The sequence below is a fragment of the Aeromonas enteropelogenes genome (assembly GCF_020097295.1).
Taxonomy (GTDB): Bacteria; Pseudomonadota; Gammaproteobacteria; order Enterobacterales; family Aeromonadaceae; genus Aeromonas; species Aeromonas enteropelogenes.
In genome coordinates this window covers 750,492-770,654 of record NZ_CP083625.1, presented here as the reverse complement: position 1 = coordinate 770,654, position 20,163 = coordinate 750,492, and the positions used below count along the sequence as shown (strand labels likewise).

26 protein-coding genes are annotated in these 20,163 nt (G+C 60.2%); 12 read left to right on the top strand and 14 right to left on the bottom strand.

Going from position 1 to position 20,163, the window contains the following annotated elements; genetic code table 11:
* Positions 1–229 precede the first annotated feature (229 nt).
* Together LA321_RS03565 and LA321_RS03560 are read left to right on the top strand one after the other, a co-directional pair.
* Positions 230–553 carry a hypothetical protein gene (locus tag LA321_RS03565; protein WP_042072638.1) on the top strand — a complete coding sequence of 108 codons (324 nt, stop codon included), beginning with the start codon at positions 230–232 and terminating at the stop codon, positions 551–553.
* A gap of 64 nt (positions 554–617) precedes the next feature.
* Positions 618–830, top strand: a complete 213-nt coding sequence (locus LA321_RS03560; protein ID WP_026457462.1) for a hypothetical protein — start codon at positions 618–620, stop codon at positions 828–830.
* A 140-nt stretch (positions 831–970) separates the two neighbouring features.
* Here LA321_RS03560 and LA321_RS03555 read toward each other — a convergent pair whose 3' ends face one another.
* The gene (locus tag LA321_RS03555) at positions 971–1,222 is read right to left on the bottom strand and encodes a hypothetical protein (RefSeq protein WP_042025886.1); all 252 of its coding nucleotides are present in this window, start codon (positions 1,220–1,222) and stop codon (positions 971–973) included.
* A 701-nt stretch (positions 1,223–1,923) separates the two neighbouring features.
* On the opposite strand from LA321_RS03555, the gene tnaC reads away from it, so the two are divergent.
* The 3 genes from tnaC to LA321_RS03540 all read left to right on the top strand — a co-directional run bounded on the left by tnaC (position 1,924) and on the right by LA321_RS03540 (position 4,977).
* Positions 1,924–2,043, top strand: a complete 120-nt coding sequence (tnaC, locus tag LA321_RS20280; RefSeq protein ID WP_082037478.1) for a tryptophanase leader peptide — start codon at positions 1,924–1,926, stop codon at positions 2,041–2,043.
* Positions 2,044–2,222: 179 nt separating this feature from the next.
* On the top strand, positions 2,223–3,680 hold the full coding sequence (gene tnaA, locus LA321_RS03545) for a tryptophanase (RefSeq protein WP_042072637.1): 1,458 nt from the start codon (positions 2,223–2,225) through the stop codon (positions 3,678–3,680).
* 82 nt (positions 3,681–3,762) lie between these two features.
* A complete protein-coding gene (locus LA321_RS03540) occupies positions 3,763–4,977 on the top strand; it encodes an aromatic amino acid transporter (RefSeq protein WP_042072636.1) in 1,215 nt (404 codons plus the stop codon).
* 199 nt (positions 4,978–5,176) lie between these two features.
* On the opposite strand, the gene LA321_RS03535 is transcribed toward LA321_RS03540, so the two are convergent.
* The 9 genes from LA321_RS03535 to LA321_RS03495 form a co-directional block, all read right to left on the bottom strand.
* A complete protein-coding gene (locus tag LA321_RS03535) occupies positions 5,177–5,617 on the bottom strand; it encodes a hypothetical protein (protein WP_209418319.1) in 441 nt (146 codons plus the stop codon).
* Positions 5,618–5,958: 341 nt separating this feature from the next.
* Entirely contained in the window at positions 5,959–6,861 is a 903-nt protein-coding gene (gene atcC / locus LA321_RS03530; RefSeq protein ID WP_201941698.1) for a cold adaptation protein AtcC, read from the bottom strand.
* Between the two features lie 11 nt (positions 6,862–6,872).
* Positions 6,873–7,640 carry a cold adaptation protein AtcB gene (gene atcB, locus LA321_RS03525; RefSeq protein ID WP_042025944.1) on the bottom strand — a complete coding sequence of 256 codons (768 nt, stop codon included), beginning with the start codon at positions 7,638–7,640 and terminating at the stop codon, positions 6,873–6,875.
* Between the two features lie 12 nt (positions 7,641–7,652).
* Positions 7,653–8,183, bottom strand: coding sequence for a cold adaptation protein AtcA (gene atcA / locus LA321_RS03520; protein WP_042071030.1), 531 nt, complete (start codon positions 8,181–8,183; stop codon positions 7,653–7,655).
* A gap of 6 nt (positions 8,184–8,189) precedes the next feature.
* On the bottom strand, positions 8,190–8,474 hold the full coding sequence (gene atcJ, locus LA321_RS03515; RefSeq protein ID WP_026458058.1) for a cold adaptation protein ActJcold adaptation protein ActJ: 285 nt from the start codon (positions 8,472–8,474) through the stop codon (positions 8,190–8,192).
* A gap of 299 nt (positions 8,475–8,773) precedes the next feature.
* The gene (locus LA321_RS03510; protein ID WP_042071032.1) at positions 8,774–9,295 is read right to left on the bottom strand and encodes a protein disulfide oxidoreductase; all 522 of its coding nucleotides are present in this window, start codon (positions 9,293–9,295) and stop codon (positions 8,774–8,776) included.
* 3 nt (positions 9,296–9,298) lie between these two features.
* On the bottom strand, positions 9,299–10,045 hold the full coding sequence (locus LA321_RS03505; RefSeq protein WP_042071034.1) for a DsbA family protein: 747 nt from the start codon (positions 10,043–10,045) through the stop codon (positions 9,299–9,301).
* 10 nt (positions 10,046–10,055) lie between these two features.
* Positions 10,056–12,110 (bottom strand): protein-disulfide reductase DsbD family protein, encoded by a 2,055-nt coding sequence (locus LA321_RS03500; RefSeq protein ID WP_042071036.1) that lies wholly within the window; start codon positions 12,108–12,110, stop codon positions 10,056–10,058.
* A gap of 51 nt (positions 12,111–12,161) precedes the next feature.
* On the bottom strand, positions 12,162–12,536 hold the full coding sequence (locus LA321_RS03495; protein WP_042025943.1) for a hypothetical protein: 375 nt from the start codon (positions 12,534–12,536) through the stop codon (positions 12,162–12,164).
* A gap of 164 nt (positions 12,537–12,700) precedes the next feature.
* Here LA321_RS03495 and LA321_RS03490 point away from each other — a divergent pair, with 164 nt between their 5' ends.
* From LA321_RS03490 to pspG, 4 genes are all read left to right on the top strand, one after another.
* Positions 12,701–13,429 (top strand): 1-acylglycerol-3-phosphate O-acyltransferase, encoded by a 729-nt coding sequence (locus LA321_RS03490; protein WP_042025877.1) that lies wholly within the window; start codon positions 12,701–12,703, stop codon positions 13,427–13,429.
* A gap of 208 nt (positions 13,430–13,637) precedes the next feature.
* Positions 13,638–14,300, top strand: coding sequence for a phage shock protein PspA (gene pspA, locus LA321_RS03485; RefSeq protein ID WP_042025876.1), 663 nt, complete (start codon positions 13,638–13,640; stop codon positions 14,298–14,300).
* A 2-nt stretch (positions 14,301–14,302) separates the two neighbouring features.
* On the top strand, positions 14,303–14,509 hold the full coding sequence (locus LA321_RS03480) for a PspC domain-containing protein (RefSeq protein ID WP_026457503.1): 207 nt from the start codon (positions 14,303–14,305) through the stop codon (positions 14,507–14,509).
* Between the two features lie 45 nt (positions 14,510–14,554).
* The gene (gene pspG, locus LA321_RS03475; protein ID WP_042025875.1) at positions 14,555–14,773 is read left to right on the top strand and encodes an envelope stress response protein PspG; all 219 of its coding nucleotides are present in this window, start codon (positions 14,555–14,557) and stop codon (positions 14,771–14,773) included.
* 75 nt (positions 14,774–14,848) lie between these two features.
* Here pspG and LA321_RS03470 read toward each other — a convergent pair whose 3' ends face one another.
* Positions 14,849–15,184 carry a GIY-YIG nuclease family protein gene (locus LA321_RS03470; protein ID WP_042071038.1) on the bottom strand — a complete coding sequence of 112 codons (336 nt, stop codon included), beginning with the start codon at positions 15,182–15,184 and terminating at the stop codon, positions 14,849–14,851.
* Between the two features lie 44 nt (positions 15,185–15,228).
* Here LA321_RS03470 and LA321_RS03465 point away from each other — a divergent pair, with 44 nt between their 5' ends.
* The gene (locus LA321_RS03465) at positions 15,229–15,963 is read left to right on the top strand and encodes a substrate-binding periplasmic protein (RefSeq protein ID WP_042071040.1); all 735 of its coding nucleotides are present in this window, start codon (positions 15,229–15,231) and stop codon (positions 15,961–15,963) included.
* On the opposite strand, the gene rarD is transcribed toward LA321_RS03465, so the two are convergent.
* Positions 15,945–16,832 (bottom strand): EamA family transporter RarD, encoded by an 888-nt coding sequence (rarD, locus tag LA321_RS03460; RefSeq protein WP_042025872.1) that lies wholly within the window; start codon positions 16,830–16,832, stop codon positions 15,945–15,947. The two genes, LA321_RS03465 and rarD, sit on opposite strands and share 19 nt — an antisense overlap.
* 98 nt (positions 16,833–16,930) lie before the next feature.
* On the opposite strand from rarD, the gene LA321_RS03455 reads away from it, so the two are divergent.
* Positions 16,931–17,512 carry a uracil-DNA glycosylase family protein gene (locus LA321_RS03455; RefSeq protein WP_042071042.1) on the top strand — a complete coding sequence of 194 codons (582 nt, stop codon included), beginning with the start codon at positions 16,931–16,933 and terminating at the stop codon, positions 17,510–17,512.
* A gap of 13 nt (positions 17,513–17,525) precedes the next feature.
* On the opposite strand, the gene LA321_RS03450 is transcribed toward LA321_RS03455, so the two are convergent.
* Positions 17,526–18,383 (bottom strand): DMT family transporter, encoded by an 858-nt coding sequence (locus LA321_RS03450; protein WP_042071044.1) that lies wholly within the window; start codon positions 18,381–18,383, stop codon positions 17,526–17,528.
* Positions 18,384–18,474: 91 nt separating this feature from the next.
* Between LA321_RS03450 and LA321_RS03445 the strand changes: the two genes are divergently transcribed.
* Positions 18,475–19,392 carry a LysR substrate-binding domain-containing protein gene (locus LA321_RS03445; protein ID WP_042071046.1) on the top strand — a complete coding sequence of 306 codons (918 nt, stop codon included), beginning with the start codon at positions 18,475–18,477 and terminating at the stop codon, positions 19,390–19,392.
* Here the strand turns inward: LA321_RS03445 and znuB are convergent.
* The gene (znuB, locus tag LA321_RS03440; protein ID WP_042071048.1) at positions 19,379–20,158 is read right to left on the bottom strand and encodes a zinc ABC transporter permease subunit ZnuB; all 780 of its coding nucleotides are present in this window, start codon (positions 20,156–20,158) and stop codon (positions 19,379–19,381) included. The genes LA321_RS03445 and znuB overlap by 14 nt on opposite strands.
* Between the last annotated feature and the right edge of the window lie 5 nt (positions 20,159–20,163).

Genomic DNA, 20,163 nt, shown 5'->3' with positions numbered 1-20,163 from the left:
AGAAATTCCAGCTGCTCTCTATGTCCATAGCCACCGAGATTGCGGTGCGGCCGATTACGCTGCGGCTCGATATGGCTTTTGTTGCCAGGGAAGAGGGATATTAGCAAAGCGATTCCGATTCTTGCCGTCGTCATATATAGCGGGTTCTGTTCGGGCGTCTTTCAGGGCATGATAGTTAAGTGCCAATCGAATCAAATTTTGGCGTTATTGATGCAAGGAAGGTGAGAGGATGAGAGTTGCCCTGTTTTTGTTGTGTGCTGCCTGGTTGTTGCCGCTGCATGCGGAGACCCGTGAACCCGTGCAGGAGGGGACCATGGCCAACCAGCAACTGATCCGGGATGCCATGGTCGGTGTTGCGGGTTGGGTGGCAACCAAGGGTTGCGAGGCGCCGGAGCGTTTTGTGCCCGCCGTGCTGCAACTGCCCAAGGGGGAGCCGGGTAGTCGCTACTGGCAGGAGCGTTGGACTGTGACGGGCTGCGGCACCGAGTATCCCGTGATCATCGATTTTCGCGAGACCGGGATGGATAGCGCCATGTGGACCATCATTCCCTGACCCTGCCAACTTCCTGCCCGAGACCTAAACTGGAAGGGGACACCCCAGTGCCAGGAGGCCAATCATGGAAACAGAAAAAGCCATCGGGCTTATCGAGGCTCACGGGATCTTTCACGGGGATCACTACAGCTTCAACAGCGACGATTTTGTGCAGTGGTGCGAGGAGGATGCCCAGCAGACCCTCACGCTGGAGCAGGCCAATCAGGACCTCTCGCCGTTTTGCATCCGGGTCGGTTACTCGGAGCCGGTGCGGATGTGGCGCTACTACCTGACCTGAGCAGGCCAGGTTGCGCCACCTTAGATAACAAGAAGGAGTCGATAAGGCTCCTTCTTCAATTTGGGCGTGTCGGCTCAGATCGCGGGAGCGTTGGCTTCACTCCGCCAGTCGTATCAGAGGTATATGACGCAGTGAAATGGTCAGGCGGGGATCCGGCCGTTGCGCACCAGTGCCCGCCGGATATTGCGACACATCTTGCCAAAGCTGGATAGCTCGTCAAAGGTGGGCGGGATGCCGCGATTGATCTGGTATTGCCAGTAGCAGAGCTCGGTATCGACCAATTCCATCAGCTTCTTCGGGCAGCCGATGCAGGTGTTGTCGGGGCCGCATTTGAAAGTGTCGGCCTGATAGAGGGGGAACTCCTGTTTGACGGCATCAATGATCTGCTGCATCGCGGTAATGCGGTCCGGTTTTCTGCTCATCTTGTCAAATACCCCACTTCATATCAGGCGGGAATTATAAACGCTGAGCCTGGCGGCACAATTGCGCAAAGGGGGTAGACAAGATGACTGGATATATCCAGAGCTTTTGTTGGGGAGGCTGTTTATCACGAAATGCCGATGATAGTGAACGTAACGAGTCGATTTAATCTGTCTGTTAAATTATCAATTGATTAATAACCTCTCATCTCATTCCAACGGGTAGCGTATTTCTGGTTTTCTCTTTTCTATATTGAGTGACGACCCCTGACCTTAATCTCTTGAATACAGAGGGATATAAAAGGTTGGCCATCAGTTGGTCATCTTGCGGCCAGGAACAGGGGCATATGATGGTCCTTGATAAGGGGAGGAGGGGGAACCAAGCTGATTGCAAGTGCAACAAAATTTAACATGGACTGATGGCCATCCGTTGGTGAAATCACCCGGTAGGCGGATGATTTATTATATTTTTTTGTATTGAATAAGTTGCCAAATATCAATAAATACAAAGCGTTACGCTTGATGTTATTATGTTTACACTTTATTTGGCTGCGCTTGGCTCTATGCCGTGACGGGGCGAGCGTCACTCCCGTTACAAAAAGAGTTGTATAAAATGTTATCAAGATCCCAGTTTACTTATCTGGCGTATTGAACCCGGATGCCTTCTGTTCATAATGAGCTGGTCATATCGACATTTTATTTTCAACTGGGTGGGCACCATGAATCGCACATTCACTTCCTGCAAATGGTTCAATCTTGATCGCAAGATAGCCTTCTTCTTCCCAATCAAATAAGCCTTCCGTTGTGGGCCGGCGGCCCCTTCTGCGCATCTTCCTGTGCTGACATTCTGTTTCTGAAATCTGGTTTGTCGCCATATGTAGCCAAACCGGGTCTCTATTTATCTATTTTCCTGCGCATCCTTTAATTTGCGCCGGATGGCGATCCTGTTCGCCAAATAATGCCGAGGTTTACCATGGAACATTTCAAACACCTGCCCGAGCCGTTTCGCATTCGTGTCATTGAGCCGGTAAAACGCACTACTCGTGACTACCGCGAGGCCGCCATCAAGCAGGCCGGTATGAACCCCTTCCTGCTCGACAGCGAAGACGTCTTTATCGATCTGCTGACTGACAGCGGCACCGGCGCCATCACCCAGGACATGCAGGCGGCCATGATGCGCGGCGACGAAGCCTACAGCGGCAGCCGCAGCTTCCACGCCCTGCGCAAGGCAGTGCAGGAGATCTTCGGCTACGAGCTGACCATCCCGACTCACCAGGGGCGCGGCGCCGAGCAGATCTATATTCCGGTTCTCATCAAGAAGCGTGAGCAGGAGAAGGGGCTGGATCGCAGCAAGATGGTGGCGCTCTCCAACTACTTCTTCGACACCACCCAGGGCCATACCCAGATCAACTGCTGCGTAGCAAAGAACGTCTATACCAAGGAAGCGTTCGACACCAGCGTCACCGCCGATTTCAAGGGTAATTTCGATCTCGACAAGCTGGAGGCGGCAATCCTGGAAGCGGGTCCGGCCAACGTGCCCTATATCGTCAGCACCATCACCTGCAACTCGGCCGGGGGCCAGCCGGTCTCCATTGCCAACCTCAAGGCGGTTTATGCCATCGCCCGTCAATACGAGATCCCGGTGATCATGGACTCCGCCCGTTTCGCCGAGAACGCCTATTTCATCCAGCAGCGCGAGCCCGGCTACGCCGACTGGAGCATCGAGCAGATCACTCGTGAGGCCTACAAGTATGCCGACGGCCTCGCCATGTCCGCCAAGAAGGACGCCATGGTGCAGATGGGCGGCCTGCTCTGCTTCAAGGACGAGTCGATGCTGGATGTCTACAACGAGTGCCGCACTCTGTGCGTGGTGCAGGAGGGCTTCCCCACCTATGGCGGTCTGGAAGGGGGCGCCATGGAGCGGCTGGCGGTCGGCCTGCGCGACGGCATGCGCCAGGACTGGCTGGCCTACCGCATCCAGCAGGTGCAGTACCTGGTGGACGGGCTGGAGGCGATCGGCGTGGTCTGCCAGCAGGCAGGGGGTCACGCGGCTTTCGTCGATGCGGGCAAGCTGCTGCCCCACATCCCGGCGGATCAGTTCCCGGCCCACGCCCTGGCCTGCGAGCTCTACAAGGTCGCCGGCATTCGTGCGGTCGAGATAGGCTCCCTGCTGCAGGGTCGTGACCCGGCCACCGGCAAGCAGATGGCCTGCCCGGCCGAGCTGCTGCGCCTGACCATACCGCGCGCCACCTACACACAGACCCACATGGACTTCATTATTGAGGCTTTCCAGGAGGTCAAAAAGAACGCCGCCAATATCAAGGGGCTGACCTTCACCTATGAGCCGCCGGTGCTGCGTCACTTCACCGCCCGGCTTGAAGAGGTGGCGCCAAATACGGCGACGACGGCCAGACAGCTGGCCGAAGCATAACAACCAATAAGCAAAGCAAGGCACAGAAGATTCTGTGCCTTTTTTGAATCTGCATTCAGGGAACAAGACAGGGGGGAATACGATGGCCAAAAATCCATCCATAGTGGGGGGCGCTTGTATCATAGCGAGCGTCTGTGTCGGGGCAGGGATGCTGGGGCTGCCCAGCGCCGGGGCGGGGGCCTGGGCCAGCTGGTCCACCCTGGTCATCACCCTGACCATGATAGTGATGACGGTATCGGGCTGGATGCTGCTGGAGGCATTCAAGGGCTACGAGCTGACCGTCTCCTTCAATACGGTGACCCGGGATCTGCTGGGATCCAGGGTCAACATGTTCAACAACCTGGCGGTCTATTTTGTCGGCGGGATATTGCTCTACGCCTACATCACCTCGTCCGGGCTGATCCTGCATGGGCTGCTTGGCATCGACAGCAAGATCGCCTCCGTGCTGTTTGTGCTGCTCTTCTCCAGCCTGGTGTGGCACTCGACCCGGGCGGTGGACCGGATCTCGGTGGTGCTGATAGCCTTCATGCTGCTGAGCTTCGTATTCGGGGTCTCCGGGCTGGCGATGCGAGTCAATGTGGATCAGCTGTTTGACTCCATGCACCAGGAGATGGGGTATGCGCCCTACGCCCTGGCCCTGCTGCCGGTGGCGCTGACTTCGTTCGGTTATCACCACTCGGTGGCCTCGATGCGCGCCTATTACGGGAGCGAACACAAGGCCAAGAGGGCCATTCTGGGAGGCACCCTGATCGCCCTCGGTTTCTACATCCTCTGGTTGGTGAGCATCTTCGGCAACCTGCCGCGCCAGCAGTTTGGCCCCGTCATCGCTCAAGGGGGCGAGGTGGACGCGCTGCTCAATGCGCTGGGATCGGTGATCGACTCCCGCAGGGTCGACCATGCGGTGCACGCCTTCTCCATGGCGGCGATTCTCTCCTCCTTTATCGGGGTGGGGCTCGGGGTATTTGATTACCTGGCAGATCTGTTCAAGTTCGACAACAGTCGCCGCGGCCGCGCCAAGTCGTGGGCGGTGACCTTTTTGCCGCCGCTCCTGATGTCACTCCTGTTTCCATTCGGCTTTATCATCGCCATCGGTTACGCCGGAGCAGCCGCCACCGTCTGGACCTGCATAGTCCCGGCCCTGCTGGTGATGAAGGCGCGCAAGGCCGAAGGGGGAGATCAGGGTTTCGTGGCACCGGGCGGCCAGGGCATGGTGATGGGGGTGATCCTGTTTGGCATCCTGATCGCGCTGTTCCATCTGCTCAATATGGCAAACCTGCTGCCCATCTTCACCGGGTAGTAGCGCAGGCAGAAATCGGATAGCACAACGCCCGGCAAGCCGGGCGTTGTTATAAGGAGAGAGGGGAGGTAACAGGCAAGATGGATTCGTTAAGCGGCAACATGAGATCTGTTACCCAGCCAACGGATCAATAAATCATGGCCAATTTAATTTCATCCGGGAGATGACGATATTTCCCCCGCACTCCCTTCTGGCCAAATTATTTTTTCATCAACTTTTCAAACTCTGCCTTATCGATTCCTTTCTTAATACCAGACATGGCCTTCTGCACTTCAGGAGCGGAAAACAATTCGCTGGCGGCGACCTGTCCCAATAACTGGAAGCTGGTACTGATGGTATTGGTTCCTTCATAAGTCAGTGCTTTGGTTGCCTGATCCCGGCATGAACTGGTCAATAATTTGGTAAAGAGTTTGCCCAGCGTGGCATTGGAATCATCCAGTTCTTTTTGTGATACGTTACTGATGGATTTGACGGCCGGATGTGCCGATGCCGAAGCGAACATCCACTTGACGAGAGACGTTCTGTCATCTTTTGTTGTTGATTCTACAAGGCATTTCGCAAGATCATCCCCATAGGGGCCGGCATTGGCGGTGTGCGACAGGAAAAGAGCTGCGATGATCGCCAAGTATTTCATTTTCATGATGTGTCTCATGGATAATAGTGGATCGGTTTTGGATTAATGCACTGAACTGTGAGTATCAATCACGGGCATATTAATCGAGAGCATACCAAAATCAAATGGCTCCCTTTTGTGACCGATATCCTCCTTCCTGCGGCTTCTCCCGGTGTTTCATTACATCTTGACCCCGGTGTTTATTTATTCCCGTGCTGTGATGAAAAATACCAGTCGTTTGATGTGTGCTGATCTCTTGGCCTGTTTTTGATCTCGGGGGGAAATATTGTGCTGGTTGCCGGATAGCACAACGCCCGGCAAGCCGGGCGTTGGATTAAAAAGAGAGCCGCCTGTTGGCAGGCTGGCCATCAGAAGTCGTGATAGAGGGGCCAACCGAGCAGCGGGTGCTTGATGCCGGCGCGCATCTCGAAGCTGTCGAGCTTCTCCGGCGAGGCGTTCTCTTTTTGCAGCTGCTGGTACTGACGCACAAACCCCAGGGTATGGAGGAGGTTCGGCACAAAGCCCGGGCTCAGCTCCTGGCGCAGGGCCGCGGCCATGTCGGCGGGCAGCTCACTCAGCATCAGGGCGAGCTGGGCGGCGAGATGGTCGGTGTCGAACCAGGCCTCATCGAGTTCAATCTCCCGCGCCAGTCGGCGTTTGAGATCCTGCTTCACCTTGAGCGGGGCGGCGCCGCTGCCCTTGCCGCAGAGGATGCGGTAGAGCAGGGCCTCGGCCAGCTTGTCCTCCATGGTGGGGTGGTCGCTCTCGCAGGCGAAGAAGTGCTGGTCGATAAGCCCCATCAATCGGTTCTTGTTGTGCTCGGCCAGCGCCTTCTCGTACTCCTGCCACCCCTGCCACTCCTCCACATCGGGGGGGCTGGAGATCTTGTCCAGCAGGCGGGCATCCACATCACCGTAGAGGCTGTTGCCGGTCTGCCTGGGGCTGACGGTGATAAGCATCGACCAGCCTTTCTGGAACGGCTTGATGGGCCCCTCCGGCGCCTGCAACAGGGCCAGCGCCTTGGCCGGATCCCGCTGGGACAGTTCCTGCAATCCCAGGCTTACCACGCCGATGACGTCGTGGGCGGCCTGTTCCAGCAGGTGCATCTTGTACTTGTTGTAGTACTTGTCGGCGAATTTGAGGCTCATCAGCACCGCCTTGCCCTTGATGGCGGCCAGTTGCTGTTGGCTCAAACGCTCGTTGTCGCGGCCAAAGCGCAGCACCTGGGTGAGAAAGGGGCCCTGGTTGGCATCGCGAATGACTAACTGCATGAATGGGCTCCTTAATCCAGAAAGCTGAACATGTCGTCGACGTCGCCGTACTCGTCTTCCTCGACCTTGTTCTTCTCTTTGGCCTGCATCACCAGCTCGGCGGCAAACTTGTTGATGATGCCATCCCAGGTGGAGTGCTCATTGCGCAACAACGCCTTGATGGATTTCTCCACCTCGGGGGCCAGCTCGCGGATCAGCATCAGCAGACTTCTCGGGTCATCCAGGGCGTAGTCGTGCACATCCTCGCTCTGCTGGCGCTCGCTGTAGCGCAGGGACTCTTCGAGATCTTCCTCTTCGGCGTGCAGCACGTCGCGATAGCCCTCGTCGTCCTCGTAGCGATCGCCGCGATAGAACTCGATGAAGGGGATGGCGAGGTAGAAGAGACCGGCCGGATCTTCGGCCACGCATTCCAGGATCTCGCGCTGCTTGGCTTCGCTCTCCTGGGTGCGGATCAGGTAGTTGAGGAAGTCGAAGGTGTGCTGCTGCAGCTCGTCGGCGTTGTTCTTGATCGCCTCTTCCCAGTAGAGGGGCTGCTGGCAGACGATGTCGCGGATCCGCTCCGGGGTCATCAGCTCGGAGATGATGGAGGGGAAGGAGATGTCGTGCTGGCCGTTGATCTGGGTCAGGGTAACGATATCAATATTTTCAATGACTTCCGCCAATTGGTCGTCAGACATGGTCTTGGCGATCAGCTCGAATTTCTCGCTGGCCTGCTTCGGCTCGACCACGGCCAGCTCTTTGATCTCGATGGCGGTAATTTCTATCAGACTGTTGTTCATGCGTTGCCCCAATTAGAAACGTACTTCGTCGTACATATCCTGATCGCCGTCGTCGTGTTCATCGCCATTGTAGTCGGCGTCGGCATCTTCCCCGTCTTCATCCTCGTCGTCGCGCAGCTCATAGTCGTCATCGGCACGGCGGCTGCCGCGCGGCAGCGGATTGTCGAGCTGGAACAGCACGGCGCAGGCTTCCATCAGCTGATCTTCGCTCTGGGCGCGCACCGCCTTGACCAGCGGCAGCTCGGCGTTGCTGAACGCCACCGACACTTTGAACTCGTCCCAGGAGGGCTGCTCGCCACTGGTGAGCCAGCGGGTCCACTGCGGTTTGGCCTTGGGCGGAAACTGCACCCGGCCATAGAGGGCGAGTGGCAGGTATTCGGGCATAAACTCCAGCATGCTCATGTCGGCCAACAGCAGGGCCTTCATCTTGCCGGTGAACTGTTCCAGCGCCTTGGGGTCGTCCTGATCCCGGTAGGATTCGATATTTTCACTGGCATCGCTCAAGAGGGCCTTGAGTCGTGCCTGATCCCATTTTTTTTGCATGATGCCTCAGGGGTAGAATTGGTCCCACATCTCCTGCATGGCAGAAGCGGGATCGGTCACGATGACGTTGTTGAAATCCTTGATAAAAGCGGCCCGCTGCTTTGGATCGGACAGCACCTCATAGGCCTGCTTTATCTGGTGCAGCTTGATGGCAGCCTGCTCTTTCTCGTCGTCAGTGGCCCCGATCAGCTTGTCGGGGTGGTACTGGTTCGACAGCCGTCGATAGGCTTTCTTGATGTCGTTTTCACTGGCGTTGGACTTGACGCCCAGCACCCGAAAGTAGTTGTTCATGGCAGATCCTGCATCGCTGGCATCTTGGAATTCACACTGCGGGTGCCTGGTCGGACTTGGCAAACCAGGCACGGCAAAAACCCGTCATTTTAACGGAAACGGATCCGCACCGCCACGCATTGGCGATGATATGGCGAGCAAGTTGCATCACCGGACTCCTTGGCAGGCGGACGAATGGCGTCAGACACAGCGTAAGTGCCGATTGTTACCATTCTGGCAATGGCGAGAGGTGCTATCTGTGACGGCGGTTGAAAAAATGCCCGGCATGGCCGGGCATTTGCAATTGGCGTGGTGCCGGGTTAGTGAAGGCTCGCCCACCACAGACGCAGCGTCAGCCCGAGCCCCGAACTCCAGCCCGTGGTGCTGCTTACCAGCTCCCCATCCTTGACGATGAGGAAGGTGGGGGTCACCCCCACCTGCCAGCGGGCGGCGAGCGCTCCCGATTCGTCATTGTGGATGGGAAAGGTGAGCCCCTTCTTCGCCATCCCTTCACGCAGTTGGGCGTCGCTGCCGGAGCGCAGCACCACCGTCAGCACGTTCTCACCCTCCTGCCACAGGGTCTCCACGGTTGGCGTGGTGAAACGGCATACCCCGCACCAGCTGGCCCAGTAATAGACCAACAGCGGCTTGCCCCGGCTCAGTGTTGCCAGATCCGTGGTGGTGCCATCCTGCAGGGTAATGGGGGCGCTCATGGCTCCCTCAGGCAGGGTGGGGCTGCGCCACAGATCCAGCAGGGTGGAGATAACCAGCGCCATCAGCAGCAGCCAGAGCGCCTCCTTGCCCCAGCGTTGCCAGCGGGGCCGGGTGGGTGTGGTCGCCATGATTTACCCCAGCTTGACCAGCTCGTCTTTCACCAGCTGCTCCAGCTCCTCATAGGGGATGGCCCCCGGTACCAGCTGGTTGCCGATCAGGGTTGCCGGGGTGCCTTGCACCCCCAGGATGGTGCCGATGCGCAAGCTATTGCGCAGCTCCTCGGTGGCCTTGGCATCGGGCTTGAGCGCCGTATTGCCGGTGGCGGCCAGCGCCTTGTTGATGTCCGCCTCGGTCAGCATGCCCTGCTTGCTCATCAGCTTGTCGTGCAGGGTGAGGAAGCGGGCCGGATCCTGTTGCCACAGGGTCAGGCTGTACTGGGCCGCCTTGGCGGAGCTCTGCCCCTTGAATGGCAGCAACTTGATCACCAGCCCCAGATCGTTGGGATAGGCCTTGAGTAGCTTGGTGAGACGGGGATCGAACTGCTTGCAGTAGGGGCAGTTGTAGTCGGTGAACAGCACCAGGGTCAGCTTGGGATTCTTGGCGCCAAGGCGCGGGCTGGTGGTGCTGTTGAACAGCACATCCTTGTTGCCCTTGATGAAATCGCCGAGCTGGGCCGCCTGGGCCGCGGCGTTCTGTTTCTCCCAGGATTCGGCCGCCTCGTCGAGGATCTTCGGGTTGGCCACCAGGGTTTCGCGAATGAGCTCCTTGATGCGCGCCTCCTGCTCCGGGGTAAAGGGAGCGGCGTGCAGGGTTGGCGCCGTCAGCATACCGGCAGAGAGGGCGGTAAACAGGGCGAGAGCGCTAAGAGTCGGTTTCATGGGGTTCTCCTTAGAATCGGGTTATGCCGGGGCGGATGAGGCCCGCCTGGCTCAACAGGGTAAGCAGGTCGTCCTGGTCGAGCAGGGGCGAGAGGGTCTCTCCCTGTGGCAGGCCGGGGCCGTAAATCTGGTTGAAAGGGACGGCGGCGGCGCCGCGCTTGCGCAGGAAGGCGGCTATGGCGTCGTCGGGTCTGCTCCAATCACCGCGCAGAGCCACCACATCAGGGGCCGAGAGGGCGGTTTGTACCTCATCGCGCAGCAACACATTGTATTTGTTGGCCTTGCAGGTCACGCACCAGTCGGCGGTGACATCGACGAAGACCCGTTTCTTCTGGGCCAGCGCCGCAGTGATGGCTTGCTCCGAGAGAGGCTGCCAGACTACCCGATCGACGCTGTTGCTGCCCTGAACGGTGAACGCGCCTCCCAGCAGCAGGGCACCGCCGATGAGGGCCGAGAGGGAGAGGGCCAGCGTGAAGCCCCGGATGCCGTAACGCCAGATGATACCTACCAGCAGCACCAGCACCATGACCACCATCAGCCAGCCGGTGGTCGTGCTGCCCAGATGATTGCCGAGCAGGCTGGCGAGCCAGAGGCTGGAGCCCAGCATCATCAGCCCGAGCAGGAGGCGCAGATGGCTCATCCAGCGGCCGGGTTTGGGCAGCCAGAGCGCGATGCGCGGCACGGCAGCCACCAGCAGCCAGGGCAGGCTCATGCCAATACCGAGTGCCGTGAAGACGAGCCAGAGCTGGCCGAGTGGCGCCGCCAGCGCAAACGCCACCGCGGTGCCGAGGAAGGGGGCCGAGCAGGGGGTGGCCAGCAGGGTGGCAAAGCTCCCTTGCAGGAAGTGGCCACCCAGACCCTGGCCACCGCGGGTGGCGAGCCGGGTGGTGAGGGAGCTGGGCAGACGGATCTCGAACAACCCCAGCAGATTGGCGCAAAACAGCAGGGTCACCAGCACCATAAAGCCGATGAACGTCGGGCTCTGGAACTGGATGCCCCAGCCAACCGCCCCACTCATTCCGAAACTTGGGGCGCGCAGCAGGCTGCTCATGGCCGCCAGCACCCAGAAGGAGGCGATGATCCCGGCGCTGGCGGCGAGGAACTGCTTGCGTACCTCGCGCCGTTTTCGCTCCTGATGTTGCAGCACGGAACCCAGTTTGAGGGCCAGCACCGGCAGCACGCAGGGCATCAGGTTGAGGATGAGGCCGCCAAGCAGCGCTGCCCCCAGCAACCAGAGCAGGGGTTGGCTCGACTCGGGCAGGCTGAGGGGCTCGCCGATGGGGGCCTGGCCCTGCCAGGCCTGCTCCCCGCTGGTGAGCAGTACCCCGAGCGCCTTGCCGCGCAGGTCAGGCGCATCCCCCTGCCAACCATCGCTGACCGGAACCCGGGCGATCAGGGTGGTCTTTGTCACCTCGAGCTCGGGCTTGCCGAATTCCGCCCCTTCAAGGGCATCGATAAAGAGCGCCGGTGTCTGCCAGCCGGCGGGCCGCTCGGCCATCAGTTGCAGCTGGTTTTGCTGATAACCCAGGCTGATCCGGATATCGGCGGGTAGCGGCTGGGGCAGATTGCTCGCCGCCTTCGCATAGGCAAAATCAAAGCCGGTCGGTGCCTCGCCTCCTGCTGCGAGGGTGAAGGGGTAGTCGGTGAGGATGCAGACATTGCTGCAGGTCGAGAGGCGCAGGGTCCCCTTGAGCGGCTTGTCAGCGGGATAGTTCAGACTGAGCGGGAAGCTTACGCTCTTTTCGTAACCCTGGGTGCTGAGTCCGGCCACCTCGAAATGGCGCGGCGCGGGCCAGCGCCACTGGAATGCCTCGACCGGCTCGTCCCACAGGATCCGGGGTGCAATCCCCCCTTCACCCGGGCTGTGCCAATAGGTTTTCCAGCCTGACTCGAGTTCGACATCGAGCAGGATGCGGGCCTTCTCCGGTGCGCTGCGGTCGGCCTGCAACCGCACCCTGGCGTGATCGTTCTGGGGGCTGGTGAGCCAGCCCGTGTCGCTGGCCAATCCTATGGATTGCCACAGCAAGCAACCCAGCAGCAGGGTTGCCTTGAAGAGATTTGACATCTGTTTGGTCTCGCAAAAATGAGTGATGACTGACGAAGAACGCAGCCGGGCTCATTCCCGCCAGACGCAGAGGGTGAGGTGCAGACGCCGCTCCGGCGGCGAGATGGCCCTGGGGGGCGGCAAGGGTGGCGTGTAGCGCCAGAGCGGCGCCAGCAGGGCGATCAGCAGTGCGACGGCAAAGAAGATCTGTTCGATGCAGAGCAGGGTGGTGGCACTCAGCCATTTGCCATTGAGCTGGCAACTGGTGGGTTGCGGACTGGGGCTGGCCTCGGCCTGCTCGTCGCCCGTTACCTGGGTGAGCTGGATCTGGCAGCCGATGGCCTGATCGAGCAGGGCCAGCCGGGCCAGCGGCTGGGCCGCACAATTGAGCACCAGCAGGCAGACCAGCAGCAGTAGGTGTTTCGCCACGCGTTGTTGGTGAATCATGCTCGCCCCGTCCATCAAGATGGCCACATCCTAGCGAGCAATGGCAAGCGGGGCAAGCCGGGGGCCCGGCCGTGGCGGTGAGCCTGGTCAGTTCTGTCTGGCGAACGCTTGTTCGCTAAAAGGGGGATCAGTATACTGCGCCGAGTTCAAATTCGAGGTGTTCGATGCTCAAACTTGCCCGTGTGCTGCTGCTTGGTCTGCTGCTCGTCTTCTGGTTCCTGTTCGGTCTGCTGCTCTGTCTGGCCCGTCCGCGTCACCCCAACAACGTCTATGTCTTTGCCCGCATGTATCACGCGGTGTGCCCGCTGATCGGGATCCGGGTCAAGGTGACGGTGGATGAGGCGGTCAAGTCGGTGGGGCCGGCGGTCTATGTCTGCAACCACCAGAGCAACTACGACATCTTCACCGTGACCGGCGCCGTGCAACCCGGCGTGGTGGCGGTGGGCAAGAAGAGTCTGCTGTGGCTGCCCTTCTTCGGCCTCATCTTCTGGCTCTCCGGCAACGTACTGATCGACAGATCCAATCGTTCTCGCGCCATTGGCACCATTGGCCAGGTGGTGGATCGCATCAAGGCGCGCGGCACCTCCATCTGGATGTTCCCGGAGGGGACCCGCTCCCAGGGGCGTGGCCTGCTGCCGTTCAAGGCTGGCGCCTTCCATACTGCCGTGCAGGCCGAGGTACCCGTGGTGCCCATCGTCTGCTCCAGCTATTTTGGCCAGATCGACCTCAACCGCTGGGACAACGGCGAGGTGCTGCTGGAGGTGATGGCTCCGGTATGCAGCAAGGAGCACGGCGCCGCCGGCATCCGCGAGCTGTCCGAGGTCTGCCGCAGCCGGATGGAGGAGAAGCTGGCCGAACTGGACAGCAGGCTCGGCCACCACAAGGCCGCATGACGCCTCGTCGCGCAAAATGAGGGGGAGCCGCAGGCTCCCTTTTTTATTGGTGAATTTCACCATTTTGTTGGTGATATTCGCTAACTCATTGCCGGTTATTCAGTGTCATTAATTCCCATCTCATTGTAAAGAAACATAAAAACATCTTGGCACGGCACTTGTAATGCTTTGGGAAGAGCTAACCATCCCATCAACAAGGAGCCAGACCATGAGCGTATTCAGCCGCCTGACCGACGTGATCAATGCCAACCTGCACAGCCTGCTCGACAAGAGCGAAGAGCCGGAAAAGATGTTGCGCCTGATGATCGAGGAGATGGAGCAGGTCCAGGTCGAGATGCGTACCCAGGCCGCCCGCATCATCGCCGAACAGAAACAGCTGGAGCGGCACCAGCAGACATTGCAGCACCAGATCCAGGAGTGGTCGGCCAAGGCCGAGCTTGCCCTGCAGAAGGGGCGTGAGGATCTGGCTCGTGCCGCCCTCACCGAGAAGCTGGCCGAGGTCAAGCGTTGTGAGCAACTGGAGCAGGACAAGGCCCGAGTGGCCGAGGTGCTGGCCCAGCTGACCGCCGACAGCGAACGGTTGGCGGCCAAGCTGACCGAGGCCCGCGAGAAGCAGAATATGCTGACCCTGCGCGAGCAAACTGCCCACAGTCGCCTGCGGGCCCGCGCCCAGGTCGACAACCAGCGGATGCACGAGCTGATGGCCCGTTTCGACGGTTTTCAGGGGCGGATCGATCAGCTGGAAGCCCAGCTTGAAGCGGCGACCCTGGGCCAGAATCCTTCGCTTGAGGCCCAGTTCCGCGAGCTGGAGCTCAATGACGAGATAGAGCGTGAGCTGGCTCGCCTGAAAGGCCAGAAGGCGGAGGTGTGATCATGCGCCCCTGGCCCAAGGATCTGGTACATCGCAAGCTGACCGGGGTGTGCGCCGGGATTGCCAATCGGCTGGGGGTCTCCCGTGTCACGGTGCGAATCGTGGCCCTGATCGCCCTGATCCTGCTGCCGCCGGTGACTCTGGCCGCCTATCTGCTGGCAGTGCTGGTGATGCCACCCCGTTATGAATTGAAACGCTGGCTGGATTGACCGCAGGGTCAGAGAGTCGGCCCCATCCTCTGTAAGGAGCAAGATATGCTGGAATTTTTCGTATTGCTGGTGGTGTTGGTGATCATGGCGCTGACCGGCTTTACCCTGATTGCCATGTTGCTGGTCAGCGGTTTGTTCGTGCTGCTGGGAGCCCTGGGCGGCATGCTTGCTCTCATCATCAAGCTGGCGCCCTGGCTGCTGCTGGTACTGGTGGTCTGCTGGCTCATCAGCAACCGCAAGCGCCGCACCAACACCTACCTCTAGTTGTCATGTGTTGTTAATGCTTCCCGAACTCCCTTTGTTGGCCACTCAATAGAGTGGCCTTTTTTATGTTTGCGCTCAAACGTGTCGGGACTGCCACTCCTGATACCAGGTTGGCCAGAAGGCGGGCTCCTGCACCAGCCGCTCCTTGACCGCTTTGGGCTGCTGCTTGAGACGGTATTCGATGCGCAGGGCCGTGCCCTTGTCTGCTACTTGTTGTTGCCATGCCAGGACAAGCGGCCCCTTGCCACGCAGGGCACGGGATCCCTTGCCACTTTGGTGTTGGCGCAGGCGGCGACCCGGATCCGTGCTGATCCCGGTGTAAAGGGCGCCTGTGGCCGTGCGCACCATATAGACGAACCAGTCGGTGGGTGGGGAAGAAGATAAGGCGGGCTGTGCCGCGGATTTTTTCATTCGTGTTCTCTGTGCCAAACTCAAGGCTAACCTTGGGAGGTGCAATGCGATTCTGGCTCTGGTTGTGGTTCCTACTGGCGACACCCGCGATGGGAGAGACGCTCCGTCTCTACGATTACCATCAGCATCCCCCTTTCAACACCGGGCCTGATGCGGGGATGAGTCGGGAGCTGGTCAAGTATCTCAATGAAAAGCTGGGGGGTGAACCCAGAATAGAGCTCTGGCCGGTCAATCGTGCCAGACTGGCGCTGGAGATGTCGGATCCCGGCTTCGACAGCCTGGTTGCCTGGGTCAATCCGGCCTGGATGGGTGATCCCATGCGCGAACGCTACCTCTGGACCCTGCCCATCATGCGCGATACCAACGAACTCATCTCCAGCGTGAACAAGCCGGTCATCTATCACGGGCCGGATTCACTCAAGGGGCTGGTGTTCGGGGGCGTCGAGGGGTATCGCTACCAGGGTATTGATGAGGCCGTGGCGAGGGGAGAGGTCATTCGCCATGATTCCAAGAAGGTGAAGAGCAATTTCAGCATGCTGGTACGGGGCCGTATCGATGTGACCCTGGTCCCGGGCTCGGCGCTGGCCTTCTTCACCCGGGATGCTGCGTTCGAGGGCAAGCTGTTCGTCTCTCCCTTTGCCCAGTCCACCTATTCCCGCCACATATTGCTGCCCAAGTCTCGCCGCGATCTGCATACCAGATTGAACGACATCGCCGAGCAGATGGACAGGGATCCCCGCTGGCACCAGGTTCTGGAGTCCTACCGCACCGCCCCCTGAGGTCGTCTGAGGCGATGCAGCGGCAGCAGGCTGACCAGCAGGCCGGCCCAGACGAAGGCAAATCCCACCGATTTCACCGGATCCGGCGTCTCGCCAAACCAGTAGATGGCGATCAGGAAGGCGAGGCTCGGCTCGATATATTGCAACAATCCCACCGTGCTCATCCGGGTTCTGGCGACGGCGTAGCAGAACAATCCCACCGGCAGCAGGGTAGCGGGAGCACTGCCGATCAGCAGCAGCTTGTCGGTCAGATCGCCATTGACGAACATTCCCTCGCCCTGCCACGCCAGCAGGCCGATCAGCAACAGGGCGACGGGCAGCTGCACCAGCGCTTCAAGGTAGAGGCAGGTGCCGGTGTCGTAGTGGATCTTCTTCTTGATGAGGCCATAGAGGGCGAAGTTGGCACCCATGATGAGGGAGAACCAGGGCAACTGGCCGTAGCAAAACAGCATGTAGGCGAGCCCCGCCAGCGCCAGGGCGACCGCCAGGTGCTTCTGCGGGGTGAGCCTCTCTTTGAGGAAGAGCACGGCGAACACGATATTGAACAGCGGTGTCATGAAGAAGGCGAGGCTGGTTGCCAGCACCTGGCCGGTGGTCAGGCACCAGGTGAACATGCACCAGCTGATGGACATGACGGGGCCCGCCAGCAGGATGAGGCCAAGCTGGCGTGGCTCGCCGCGCAGGCTGGCCCAGGGAACCTTGTGACCGATCAGCACGAACAGGGCACCCAGCAGCACCACGGACCAGAGCACCCGGTGAGAGATGAGCTCCCACATGTTGACCTCGGGCATGAACTGATAATAGAGCGGCAGCATGCCCCACAGAATGAAGGAGAGGGCGGCCGTGCCTGTACCTAGCCAGTTTTTCATGATCACCTGTTTATTAAATTAAACGCGCGTTGAGATGATATGTGTCTCGTTTGGCTTTCACAAGAGGGAAACCGGGAAAAGCTGTTACTATGAGCCCCATGCAACGTATCGATATCCTGTTTGAGCAAATCAGGGCCTGCCGTCTGTGCGAAGCCCATCTGCCGCTAGGGCCGCGCCCGGTGATCCGGGGGGCCGGGAGTGCTCGTCTGCTGATCATCGGCCAGGCGCCCGGTACCCGGGTTCATGCCAGCGGCATCCCCTGGGACGACGCGTCCGGCGACCGGCTGCGTCACTGGCTCGGAGTGGACAAGGCCACCTTCTACGATGAATCCCGCATCGCCATCATGCCGATGGGCCTCTGCTACCCCGGCAAGGGCAAGTCGGGGGATCTGCCGCCTCGGCCCGAGTGTGCCCCGACCTGGCACGACAAGGTGCTGATGTTGCTGCCCAATATCGAGCTGACCCTGCTCATCGGCCAGTACGCGCAAAACTATTATCTGCGCGAGTCGGGCAAGGGGTCGCTGGCCGAAACAGTGCGCAGCTGGGCAGAGTACGGGCCCGGCTGGCTGCCGTTACCGCACCCTTCACCGCGTAACACCTTCTGGCTCAGGAAAAATCCCTGGTTCGAGCAGGATGTGCTCCCGCACCTGAGGAAGAGGGTCGCTCCACTGCTGGTGTGACCCTCGGTTTTGTTCAGACCGCAGGTTCGGCCAGCGGTTTTGGCTTGCCACGGGCCATGGCCACCAGCGGCAATATGATGCACAGACAGCCCAGCAGCAGCGGCAGGCCGGGCTGCTCGTCAAACAGCCACACCCCGATGGCGACAGCCATCAACAGGCCCGTATATTCCGCCGAGGCGATCTTGCTCGCCTCCGCCTTGCGATAGGCCATCACGCACAATCCGGCATAGACCATGATGAGTGCCGACGAGCCGAAGGCTGGCCACCACATCTGCCACTGCCACTCTCCCCCTTCCCAGAAGGCCAGCGCCAGGATGAAGGGCATGCTCAGCACATTGGTGAAGAACAGGGTCTGGGCGATGGGCTGCTTGAGCGGGATCCGCTTGATCAGCAAATTGTTGACCGCCATGGAGAGCGCCACCCCGAGTGCCGCGAGTGCAGCCCAGTTCACCTCGGTCGGGCGCAGCACGATGAGCACCCCGACGAAGCCGATAAAGGCCGTCAACACCTTCTGGCGCGAGATGGCCTCCCCCGCCAGCCATACCGCCAGCGGCACCATCATCAGGGGCGCAGCGTAGAAGAGGGCGTTGGCGGTGGCGAGTGGCAAGCGGGTGAGGGCGATCACCATCAGGCAGACGCCGACCGCCCAGATGTGGGCACGCAGCAGATGCCACTTGAGCGCCACCGGCGGGTGGCGACGCCACGACCAGAGCAGCCAGGGGGCCAGCAGGATGGCGGCAGAGAGCTGGCGGAAAAAGACAAACTGAAAGACGGGCTGGCTCGGTTCCAGCACCTTGACCAGCGCATCAGAAAAAACCGCCACCATGTTGCCCAGCACCAGATAGAGGATGCCGATCCCGACTGCATTCATACCGCCTCCCGTTTCAGAGTAGAGAAGGGTAGCTCGGGCGCAGTTATCCAGTAAAATGATAAAAAATAACCATCTATGAGATTTTTGGATAATGAAATTGCCCCCCCTGCGCGCCGTCCAATATTTTGAGGCGGTTGCCCGTTTGTTGAGCTTCTCCCGCGCCGCCCTTGAGCTCAACGTCAGCCAGAGCGCGGTCAGCCACCAGATCCGCTTGCTGGAGGATTTTCTGGGGGAGCGGCTGCTGCTGCGTCAGGGGCGAGCGCTGTCATTGACGCCGCAAGGGGAGGTCTATTTCGAGGGCATTGCTGCGGGCCTGGCCCAGATTGCCCAGTGCAGCGAGCAACTGCGTGGTGGCGGCGAGATGCGGCTGCGCCTCGCGGTCTACAGCTCGTTTGCGGTGAAGTGGCTGATCCCGCGCCTGGCCGGTCTGCGCCAACTCTACCCCGAACTGGATCTGAGCCTGGAGATGGTGGCAGAAGATCCCGAGCTTTCTGATCGGGTGGCGGATTGCTTCATCACCGTCTCCCCCGAGGGGCGTGGCTATGTCCACGATCTGCTCTATCGGGAGCGGTTGATGCCGGTGTGCAGCCGGCGCCTGTGGCAGCAGGTGGAGGGGGAGTGGCCGGCAGCCCTGTGGCAGCTGCCGTTGCTCTCCATCCAAGCGATTTACAGGGAGAAGGGGGAGGATTGGCGACGCTGGGCGGAGGCGGGCGGGCTGATGATTGCGCCCGAGGCAAGAATGCACCACTTCAGCCATATCCTGCTGGCGCTGGAGGCGGCCAACTGGGATCAGGGGGTGGCGCTCATCAACGATTACATGCTGCAGCCGGAGGATCCCCGTCTGGTGCGCTTGCCGCTGCATGCCCTCGAGACCGGGGACAACTTCTACTTTGTCTGCAAGCGCTCGCGGGCCCATGAGCCCGCCATCAACCGGCTGCGCCAGTGGCTCTGGCAGGAGGCGCAGGCCAGCCTGCGCCCCGGGGAGACGGAGCCGCTCAGGCGCGTTTGAACTGGCTCAGGATAAAGAGGCTGGTGGCGCAGACGACGACCGATGGACCGGCCGGGGTGTCCTGATACCAGGAGAGGGTGAGGCCGCCCAGTACCGCCAGGCAGCCGATCAGTGCGGCAAAGCTGGCCATCTGCTCCGGCGTCTGGCTGAAGCGGCGAGCGGTGGCAGCGGGAATGATCAAGAGCGAGGTGATGATGAGCGCCCCGACAAACTTCATCGCCACGGCGATCACCAGGCCAATCAGCAACATCAGCACGCAGCGCAGCACATCGACCCGGATCCCTTCAACCCGCGCCAGCTCCTCCGAGATGGTCATGGAGAGCAGGGGATCCCACAATCGCCACAGGGTGAGCAGCACCAGGGCGCCGCCACCATAGATCCAGATCAGGTCCATCGGCTGCACCGAGAGCAGGTCACCGAACAGGTAGGCCATCAGATCGACCCGCACGTTGTCCATAAAGCTCAAGGTAACCAGACCCAGCGACAGTGCGCTGTGGGCCAGGATGCCGAGCAGGGTGTCGGTGGCCACCTGCTGGTTGCGGCTCATGATCACCAGCAGCATGGCCATGGCGAGGCAGCAGACCACCACCGCCAGGGTGAGATCCACCTGCAGCAGGATACCCAGCGCGATGCCGAACAGGCAGGCGTGGGAGAGGGTGTCGCCGAAATAGGCCATCTTGCGCCATACCACGAAGCTGCCGAGGGGGCCGGCCAGCAGGGCGATGCCGAGACCTGCCGCGAGGGCATATAACAGAAAGCTGTCCACTTGAA

What these genes read in the sequence shown, in the direction of transcription:
- LA321_RS03500 (WP_042071036.1), bottom strand. Translation starts at nt 12,110, where the DNA reads ATGTCAAATCTCTTCAAGGCAACCCTGCTGCTGGGTTGCTTGCTGTGG.
- atcB (WP_042025944.1), bottom strand. Translation starts at nt 7,640, where the DNA reads ATGAACAACAGTCTGATAGAAATTACCGCCATCGAGATCAAAGAGCTG.
- LA321_RS03465 (WP_042071040.1), top strand. Translation starts at nt 15,229, where the DNA reads ATGCGATTCTGGCTCTGGTTGTGGTTCCTACTGGCGACACCCGCGATG.
- LA321_RS03480 (WP_026457503.1), top strand. Translation starts at nt 14,303, where the DNA reads ATGCGCCCCTGGCCCAAGGATCTGGTACATCGCAAGCTGACCGGGGTG.
- LA321_RS03560 (WP_026457462.1), top strand. Translation starts at nt 618, where the DNA reads ATGGAAACAGAAAAAGCCATCGGGCTTATCGAGGCTCACGGGATCTTT.
- LA321_RS03470 (WP_042071038.1), bottom strand. Translation starts at nt 15,184, where the DNA reads ATGAAAAAATCCGCGGCACAGCCCGCCTTATCTTCTTCCCCACCCACC.
- LA321_RS03490 (WP_042025877.1), top strand. Translation starts at nt 12,701, where the DNA reads ATGCTCAAACTTGCCCGTGTGCTGCTGCTTGGTCTGCTGCTCGTCTTC.
- LA321_RS03535 (WP_209418319.1), bottom strand. Translation starts at nt 5,617, where the DNA reads ATGAAAATGAAATACTTGGCGATCATCGCAGCTCTTTTCCTGTCGCAC.
- rarD (WP_042025872.1), bottom strand. Translation starts at nt 16,832, where the DNA reads ATGAAAAACTGGCTAGGTACAGGCACGGCCGCCCTCTCCTTCATTCTG.
- atcJ (WP_026458058.1), bottom strand. Translation starts at nt 8,474, where the DNA reads ATGAACAACTACTTTCGGGTGCTGGGCGTCAAGTCCAACGCCAGTGAA.
- LA321_RS03450 (WP_042071044.1), bottom strand. Translation starts at nt 18,383, where the DNA reads ATGAATGCAGTCGGGATCGGCATCCTCTATCTGGTGCTGGGCAACATG.
- tnaA (WP_042072637.1), top strand. Translation starts at nt 2,223, where the DNA reads ATGGAACATTTCAAACACCTGCCCGAGCCGTTTCGCATTCGTGTCATT.
- atcC (WP_201941698.1), bottom strand. Translation starts at nt 6,861, where the DNA reads ATGCAGTTAGTCATTCGCGATGCCAACCAGGGCCCCTTTCTCACCCAG.
- LA321_RS03565 (WP_042072638.1), top strand. Translation starts at nt 230, where the DNA reads ATGAGAGTTGCCCTGTTTTTGTTGTGTGCTGCCTGGTTGTTGCCGCTG.
- LA321_RS03505 (WP_042071034.1), bottom strand. Translation starts at nt 10,045, where the DNA reads ATGAAACCGACTCTTAGCGCTCTCGCCCTGTTTACCGCCCTCTCTGCC.
- pspG (WP_042025875.1), top strand. Translation starts at nt 14,555, where the DNA reads ATGCTGGAATTTTTCGTATTGCTGGTGGTGTTGGTGATCATGGCGCTG.
- LA321_RS03445 (WP_042071046.1), top strand. Translation starts at nt 18,475, where the DNA reads ATGAAATTGCCCCCCCTGCGCGCCGTCCAATATTTTGAGGCGGTTGCC.
- LA321_RS03495 (WP_042025943.1), bottom strand. Translation starts at nt 12,536, where the DNA reads ATGATTCACCAACAACGCGTGGCGAAACACCTACTGCTGCTGGTCTGC.
- atcA (WP_042071030.1), bottom strand. Translation starts at nt 8,183, where the DNA reads ATGCAAAAAAAATGGGATCAGGCACGACTCAAGGCCCTCTTGAGCGAT.
- LA321_RS03510 (WP_042071032.1), bottom strand. Translation starts at nt 9,295, where the DNA reads ATGGCGACCACACCCACCCGGCCCCGCTGGCAACGCTGGGGCAAGGAG.
- tnaC (WP_082037478.1), top strand. Translation starts at nt 1,924, where the DNA reads ATGAGCTGGTCATATCGACATTTTATTTTCAACTGGGTGGGCACCATG.
- LA321_RS03455 (WP_042071042.1), top strand. Translation starts at nt 16,931, where the DNA reads ATGCAACGTATCGATATCCTGTTTGAGCAAATCAGGGCCTGCCGTCTG.
- LA321_RS03555 (WP_042025886.1), bottom strand. Translation starts at nt 1,222, where the DNA reads ATGCAGCAGATCATTGATGCCGTCAAACAGGAGTTCCCCCTCTATCAG.
- LA321_RS03540 (WP_042072636.1), top strand. Translation starts at nt 3,763, where the DNA reads ATGGCCAAAAATCCATCCATAGTGGGGGGCGCTTGTATCATAGCGAGC.
- pspA (WP_042025876.1), top strand. Translation starts at nt 13,638, where the DNA reads ATGAGCGTATTCAGCCGCCTGACCGACGTGATCAATGCCAACCTGCAC.